This window comes from Ruoffia halotolerans (assembly GCF_014049385.1).
Classification (GTDB): Bacteria; Bacillota; Bacilli; order Lactobacillales; family Aerococcaceae; genus Ruoffia; species Ruoffia halotolerans.
The window spans coordinates 1-8555 of record NZ_JACAOA010000046.1 but is presented as its reverse complement, the minus strand read 5'-3'; the positions used below and the strand labels follow the sequence as shown (position 1 = coordinate 8555).

Sequence of the window (8555 nt, the reverse complement as noted above, 5' to 3'; positions counted from 1 at the left end):
GTCCGTCTTGGCCTCTTAATCCGCCAATACCTAAAGCAATAACCTCTGCTTCTGGATTAGTAAGAACTGAATTCTCCAATTCTAATTGACCAATTAATTCTCCTTTGTAACTTGTCTTTTGAATCACACGTTGTCCAGTACCGTTCACACCGGTTTTAATAACAACCTCTTCACCGTACGGTACATCTTCAGATAATTTATATACTGTCTCATAAGGAATTTCAAATTGTTCTCTTACAATTTCTTTCTCAAAATTTATATCAGGATTTTCAGGCCCAGAGTTATTTTCATTAGTAATCAGGTCTTGATTGTAAAAATAATTCCAATGACTATCATGTCCGTGATTGCTATCGCCTGAAAGATACATTGGAATAGAACCACGATACGTTGTATCTGCTTCTCTGTCTGTAATAGGAACAGTAAATTCCATCACCCAATCTACATAATTAAAGTTATTCTTAGAGTAAGGGGTAGTTAATGCGTATCCTGCGGGAGTGGCCGTACGAGCACCTTCTTGTAAGTATCCAGTAAAAGGGGCAAAACCACCTGTACGATTTTCATAATATCTCCTCATCGTGCTACTTAGTTGTGAAGGATCGAAGTCTTCCCTTTCAACAAAATAACCATTAACTTTAATCTGGTCCGGTACATCAAAAGCATCACCAAACTGGAACCCCACTAAATCCATATCATGTGACCCTCCTGAATCCACACGATATTTCACTTTATAAGTCAAACTTCCACCATTATCAACTACATCTACTGTATAATAAGCTGGTATACTATTATCAGTTGATACTGCACCGGTTCCTTCATATGTTGCATTTAGGTCTTCTATAGACGACGCTTGAGTAGTAGCAGCAGTCGAGAATGTAGTTACTGCTCTAACGTCTGGTGCTTGTGATTCCTCAACAGCTTCTTCGGTTTCTTCAACGTCTGGTGCTTGTGATTCCTCAACAGCTTCTTCGGTTTCTTCAACTTCTGGTGCTTGTGATTCCTCAACAGCTCCTTCGGTTTCTTCAACTTCTGGTGCTTGTGATTCCTCAACAGCTCCTTCGGTTTCTTCAACGTCTGGTGCTTGTGATTCCTCAACAGCTTCTTCGGTTTCTTCAACGTCTGGTGCTTGTGATTCCTCAACAGCTCCTTCGGTTTCTTCAACTTCTGGTGCTTGTGATTCCTCAACAGCTTCTTCGGTTTCTTCAACTTCTGATTGAGGTGCACTTTCTTCTTGTACTTGAGTTAACGTTTCTTCTGGTTCTTCAAAATTGACATCATCTTCTACAGGCGCCATAGAAGTTTCTAGACTTGCTTCTACTTCTTCAGTAGTTGAATTATCAACCTGAGGCTCCTCGATAGGTGTAAATTCTTCAATGGCTATAGTTTCCTGGGAAACTTGATTAGTGAATTCACCTTCATCAGCTGATACTGACGAAACATTACCAAAGAAAATTCCAGCACCTACTGCTACAGAAGCCACACCGACACTTAGTTTCTTAATTGAGTAACGATAATACTTATTTCCTTGTTTTTCGATTAAAACTTTTTTGTTGTTTTTTCCAACCATCAACTATTCCTCCTCGAATGTTTCTATAAAAAAACTTATTTATTACAATCCTGAATAATTCATACTTCTAATTTATTAGTTATTTTATGTTTTTCTGCAGTAATTTAAACGTGATTCTAAATATTTGCAGTTTAGTCAAGTCCATAATCCTGTGTAAAATACGTTTGATAAAAAACCATAAATAAAATATAAACATATTCATAAACAGGTGATAAAATAAATAACGCTCACTCCTGAATCCGTATGAATTTGCCAATAATCTCATCGGTGAGATTTCTAATCGTGGTATTTCTTTCAAAGGCTTCCTTTCGAAGCCATTCATAATATATTTTACTTATACGAACAGATTTTGTCTTATTTATTTCGCATTTTGGCACTAGAGTTTCTCCTAAAATTAGTCTCCTCTCTCCTAAAAATAATTTGTAGATTAATTATACATTAATTAATCTACAAATTATTTTAATTATAATTCAATTCATACATTTTTTTATAAAACCGATGATCTTCCTTTTTTTAACCACGTCTAAAGAGAATTTCTTCACATTAAAATGTAGAATATTCTTAAAAATTCAAAAAAAAAATAGTAAAACAGACTTTTACAACGATTATTTTGTCCTTTATATACAAAATCTGAGTCACATTTTAAATTTATGGTAAACAAACGTAAAAAAACATAATATTTTTTGTTTTTTGTGCTCTGGTTTGATATGATTCTATTATTGCTATCTTGAATACTCAAACTAGATAAATATATTTATGGGGGCTTTAGATATGAAAGCTTTGCTTAAAAAAAATGAACAAAGACAACTCGATTTAATTGACATTCTCTATGCTCGTACACAAGCTATCTCTATTTCAGAGGTGGCAAATAAGCTTGGTTACTCGGAACGTACTATTGCTTTGGATATCAGGGCTCTTCAAGAGAAATTTCCTTTTTTAAATTTAAAAGTGAATAATCAAAGCATAACGATGGCTATCGAGCCGCATTACAATATTTCTTATGTGTATCAGTATATGTTTCAATGCAATACGGGCGTCCAGTTACTCGAACGGCTTTTTTTGTATAAGCAGACGCATCTTAAGGATTTGTTAACCCTCTTGGAACTCAGCCAAGCGACTGTTTATCGTCTGATTGAACAAGTCAATGAACAAATCACCCATAACTATGAGGTCAAAATAGACACCAACCCATTCCAGCTAAAGGGAGATGAGGATAAGATAAGAGGTTTATTTTCCCAACTCTATTCAGATATTTATACGCCTTTAGAATGGCCTTTTATAAATATTGATGAGGCTGCTATTGCGGATTTAATCATAATAGTAACGGATGCTATACATTATCCTTTGGATTATATTGGCATTAATTACATGAAATTTTTGGTTGCTGTCAACCTCGTTCGTTTAAGACAAGGTCATGATGTTGAGATTGAGAGCGAAAAAGCAGCCTACATTTACAAAACACTCCAATCAACCCCTTTTAAGAGTGATCAAACGAAACAGACAATGAAACGATTAGGCGTACCTTTAAATCAACATACAGTGAATCAGCTTTTTCATGTTTTCATCAACTCGGATTATATTTTCCCCAATTCTAAAATTATTAATTTTTCAAAAGATATCGATAAGCGTATAGAATCCTTTAACCACTTCAACTATATAGTTGAAACCTTAAAAAAAGAATTCGATTTAACATTCGATAACCCTGGTCCCTTAATTTTAAATCTCCATAACGCTGCTATTTTAAATCATCTAGATATTGATTCAGGAAATATTCTTCTTGATAGCAAAACAAAATTCATTGAAGATTTATCACGTCGTTTCCCAGATTTTATTTCAAGAGCTTCTCAGCTCTTTCAAGAGTATTGCATGAAAATGGGGAGTAAATGGGATCGATTCCTTAATGATCGGCTTATCCACCACTTATTTATTCAGTGGGAAACGTTATATACCCAACTCGTTAAAAATAAACGGATTATAGAGGTAATTATTGTGTGTAATTATGAACCCAATCATGCTTTCTTTTTAAAGGAGTATTTTGAACTTCATTTTGGAAAGAAAGTACGTTTTAATATATATAACGATTCTCAAATATCTATCACGCAATTAAAAAAAGTATCTGAACCCATTATTCTATCTACTTTCCATATTCCGTTCATTGAAGGAAAATATATTATCAATATTAATTTTTTTCCTTCCGAAGATGATTTAGAAAAAGTGTATAATGTTTTGAAGAAAATGAGAGCAATGAGTAAAACAATAGAATAACTTTCATGTGTATGTCATCCAATAAACAGCAAACGCCACTAATATTGTAGAACTAAAGCATGCATTCAGTATTGTGATTATTAAAAGAAGACAAGTACTCTATTACTGTAATTTGTTTACTCATTTTTATGGCAATATAGAAATGCCTCCAGATTGCAATGAAAAAGTACATAGCTTAGCAATAAAAAAACATACTAAGATTAGTAGTGAGAAGTCCACGACGGTGGATTTTTCACTACTATTTTTATATGGTAGATATGAAGAAGAGATCGTAAGGCCTTTTGGTTAGTAAACCGAATAAAAAAACTGGTCCACTTCATATCCTTATAAGAATTGTTAATGCTGAATCTAATTTAGCATTAACACGGCGTCCATGCGGACGCGATAATGGACAGAATCGTTCATAATGCGGTTTGGTATGACACGGGTCAACTAAACATGCGCGAACACAAAGCAATCAATTAAAAACTGTAGAAATAGTCGTGCTGAAATTGGCATGGCTATTTTGCTGGACCCGATCTGCGTACCAGTGGACTCCAATTGGATATTGAAAGACTCGATAGGACGAATAGGTGGGCCTGAAGGCGCGTAATAATCATTTTACCAATATTGTACAATAATTCGCATTGGGGAGAGTTTATATGGACGAAGCATGGCTCTTTTGGGGTGTAGAATAAATTAGAATTTTTATAAGATAAAATGTGTCATTCGCATTCCTGTTTAGAAAATCCCTTATTTAATTTCGATATATCACTCATAAAGTGTAATCTCGTGGGTCACTACGGTATAACTATAGGATGAGTGAAAGTCGCCCTATCTCTTCCAGTAATGGTGGAACACCTTCGGATTAGATGAAGCTTTTTTTCCGCACTCGTTGGAGCTAAAGCCCCCACAAGTGAGGCTAACTGAACCCAATAATCATGAACTATGTAGAATTCCATTACACCAAACAAATTAACTATAATTCGATACCATTATTTTTCTAAAATATCAATTTTTTGTCTAGAGCGACACCTTTTGAGTAAAATCATTCAACGTAAAAAACACCTCCCTAGATTCATTTCTAAGGAGGTGCTCACATATATTCTATTCCTCTTCACCACTTGGGTAAATAAGATATTCTTCACGAGTTGATTTAAATGATAATAATTCTTCGTCCCATTTTGCGATGATTTCTTCCACTGGCAGACCTGCTTTCAAGTCCTCTTCAATAGATGACTTACCAGTTAATTTAGCTAGCCATTGATCTTCACGCCACTCAATCTCATCTGGGTATAGTTTATTCAACTCGTGAATCATTGATAGACCAGTATAAAGTGGATCATATTCTTCACGGTCTGTCACATAAACTTCAACGCCCTCAACGAGCTTCCCTTCAAGCTTTTGTCCAGGAGCAGGAGTAAAAGCAGCTGCTCTGAATTTAACACCACTTAAGTTAAGGTCATTCAATGCTTGGGCGTATTCCTTACCATTCACAAAATCTGAGCCAACTAATTGGAATGGTTTTGTTGTGCCTCGACCTTCGGAAACATTCACGAATGTCTCGAATAATCCGGTAATTGGATAAACATCTATACTATCGGTTGTTGGCATATTGGGTGATGGCATCACGAATGGAATATCTAATTCAGCATAAGATTCACTTCGGTCATAGCCTTGCATTTCAACCACTTCTAGGTCAACACCTAAATCAAATTCACCATTAAAATACTGAGCCAACTCTCCAAAAGTCATCCCGTGAACTAACGCCAAATCCTTCAAGCCGACAAAAGAAGAATGTTCATCTTCAACAACCACTGGACCAGCAACTAAATCTCCACCTAACGGGTTCGGACGGTCAAGTACGACCACTTGCTTTCCTTCTTCAGAGGCTGCTTCCATAATATTATACAACGTCCAAACATAAGTATAATAAGTTACCCCCGCATCTTGAATATCAAAGACGAGTAGATCCACATCTTTTAACATCTCTGGACTGGGTTTACGTGTCTCCCCGTATAAACTATATACCGGTAATTCTGTCTCTGGATCCGTATAAAATTCAACATACTCCCCCGCTTCAGCATTCCCGCGAACCCCATGTTCTGGACCATATAAAGCGGTTAATTCAATCTCAGAATCTTCAAATAACAAATCAACGGTTGTATTTAAATCCTGATCAATTCCAGTAGGATTCGTTACAAGCCCCACTCGCTTTCCTTCAAGTAAATCTTTGTGATCAGACAACAACATTTCCAGACCAAACTTGAAATCATCTTCAGCCTGTACTACTAGCAAGCTATTAGTTAGAAGTGACAAGCCTAACATACATACCCCTAACACCTTCAAAACACCCGTCATACTTACTTTTCTCTCCATACACTTTCATTCCTTTCTGATTAACTATAATTACACGTCAAATTAGTGAAGCGCTTTCTTAGTTTATTATAAGCATCTGAAATATAATTACAAGTCATATCCCATGATTATGAAATTTAATTTATACAAATTAAAAAAGTTCTTCAATTTATGATGTTGGTAAGTAAATCTTACTGATATCATAAATCATAGAACCATAAAATAACAAAATTTCTTCAGAAGTGAATACAAAAAAAGGAGGTTTATGATACCACTCTCCCTCAAAAAATACTCTACTAACCCAACTCCGTCTCTCGCACAGACTCACTAAAACCTCTGACATTATAATTTGTGTGATACTCACTCATTGCTTGTTCGTAATACAAGTCACCAAAAACTTTATTAACGACATTGATGCCCATCATACTTTTAATCAACGGATTAAACAGCTTGGTCACACCTATACGATGATTGGATATCTTCGCAATTTCTTTAACAAGATCCGTTGTTGTGACATAATCTATATTTTGTGGATGGTAATAACCTCGGTCATGGTTATCAATAACCAACCTTAGAAACTCTGATAAGTTATCTACATGTAACATACTACGTCTATTATCATAATCAGGGAAAAGTGGTGTAACCTTAGCTAACTTAGAAAGTCGTGGATAATTTCCTTTTGATTCATGACCATAAATCATTGGCGGACGAACATAAGCCACTCGAAAATCTTCGGATTCTAATCGCTCTAACTCGCGCTCAGCTTGCAACTTACTATCCCCATAGAAATTATCTGGCTTAGGCACTGTATCTTGTCTAATAGCAGCTTGGTCAGTCCCAAAAACAATCATACTACTCATATAAACAAAATGCCTTACACCCTCTTTTTTAGCCTTGCTGGCTACTTGCACAGTTAGATCACGATTGACTGAATAATACAAATTTTCTAATGACTTATTTGATGAATTATGTGCTATTCCCGCCACATGGATGATTGAATCATAACCACTCCAGTCGATATCTTGCCACTTATCAGTTTGCAAGGATACCTTATCAACTTGATACTCTTCTGGCCAGAGAGCTAACCATGTAGCAAGCTTATTCCCTATATAACTATTTCTTCCTGTAATTAGAACTTTCTTCATTATCAATTCACCTAACCCCAATTTATTTACTATCTAAGACTTACCCCATTATAACAAAATAACCCCGCCCTATGAACGAAATACACAATATTAAAGACTTACGTATATTGTATGATTCCTACATAGAAATAATAAAAAAGTGTTAATGAAAGGATCTCTCTCACCAACACTAACAAAAATTCTAATGTAATTAAAAGCGTTCCACAACACTCATCAAATACTCCTTCAAGCCATCCTTCAGTTCCGGATGTTGTAGCCCATACTCGATATTAGCCTCTAACATACCTAATTTATTTCCTACATCATAACGTTTCCCTTTGAACTCTAAGGCAAAGACACGTTGCGTCTGATTTAAAGTATCAATTGCATCTGTCAATTGTACTTCACCACCTCGCCCTGGTGCTTGTGTTTCAAGAATATTAAATATCTCTGGCTTCAATAAGTAACGACCAATAATGGCTAGGTTACTTGGTGCATCTTCAGGCTCAGGCTTTTCAACAAAGCTGTTAACTGCATAGATTCCCTCTTCTACTTCAGATGTCGGATCAATCACACCGTACTTAGACGTCTCTTCATGGGGTATTGGTATGACCGCTAACGTGGATGCTTTCATCTTGTCAAAATTATCAATCAATTGCTTGGTCAAAGGGACATCATCGACCATAATATCATCCCCTAACATGACCACAAAAGGCTCATTACCAACGAATGAGCGTGCTTGATGGACTGTGAATATAGCCTTTAGAATCGTCCACCAGTGCGAAACATTCGTCCACCGAATGCGGAAGAAAAGTCCACCAAGTGCGAAAATAATCGTCCAAATCGATAACCTTCTGTATACTTATTTTATGTATGAGTTTTCATACAAATAAGTTACAGGAGGTTATTTTTATGATCAATTATCATAAAATTCTTGAAATGCATCTACAAGGGATTTCCCAACGGACAATCTCTTCCAGTACAGGGCATTCAAGAGACAAAATTAGAGAGGTGGTGAATCAAGCAAAAGCCAAAGGCTTAGAAGAGCTTACTGAAAAAATGACCAGTTCTTGGTTGGAAGAGTACCTGTTCCCTGAGAAAAGCGCGAGTCAACGTGGGTATTACAATCCGGATTGGGATTACATCCATAAAGAACTGCTCAAAAAGAATGTCACGCTCAAACTCTTGCATAAAGAGTACGAACAAGAGGCAAAGATTCAAAATAAGATGCCTTACGCTTATCGGACATTTTGCGAGAAATATGT

5 protein-coding genes and 1 pseudogene are annotated in these 8555 nt (G+C 35.9%); 2 read left to right on the top strand and 4 right to left on the bottom strand.

The genetic code is table 11. The features are described from left to right. On the bottom strand, positions 1–1564 hold a 1564-nt coding region (locus tag HW423_RS10465; protein ID WP_218931853.1), incomplete at its 3' end, for a YSIRK-type signal peptide-containing protein. A 771-nt stretch (positions 1565–2335) separates the two neighbouring features. On the opposite strand from HW423_RS10465, the gene HW423_RS10460 reads away from it, so the two are divergent. Further along, positions 2336–3829 carry a M protein trans-acting positive regulator PRD domain-containing protein gene (locus HW423_RS10460; RefSeq protein WP_218931852.1) on the top strand — a complete coding sequence of 498 codons (1494 nt, stop codon included), beginning with the start codon at positions 2336–2338 and terminating at the stop codon, positions 3827–3829. A 1086-nt stretch (positions 3830–4915) separates the two neighbouring features. Here HW423_RS10460 and HW423_RS10455 read toward each other — a convergent pair. The 3 genes and pseudogenes from HW423_RS10455 to HW423_RS10445 form a co-directional block, all read right to left on the bottom strand. Further along, complete coding sequence (locus HW423_RS10455; protein ID WP_218931851.1) at positions 4916–6187, bottom strand: exo-beta-N-acetylmuramidase NamZ family protein; 1272 nt, start codon at positions 6185–6187, stop codon at positions 4916–4918. Positions 6188–6462: 275 nt separating this feature from the next. Next, entirely contained in the window at positions 6463–7311 is an 849-nt protein-coding gene (locus HW423_RS10450; RefSeq protein WP_218931850.1) for an NAD-dependent epimerase/dehydratase family protein, read from the bottom strand. A gap of 190 nt (positions 7312–7501) precedes the next feature. After that, positions 7502–8038 (bottom strand): annotated as a pseudogene (locus HW423_RS10445) (UTP--glucose-1-phosphate uridylyltransferase); the annotation flags it as partial. A 164-nt stretch (positions 8039–8202) separates the two neighbouring features. Here HW423_RS10445 and HW423_RS10440 point away from each other — a divergent pair. Beyond that, a partial coding sequence (locus HW423_RS10440) for a hypothetical protein (protein WP_218931849.1) occupies positions 8203–8555 on the top strand: 353 nt, incomplete at its 3' end.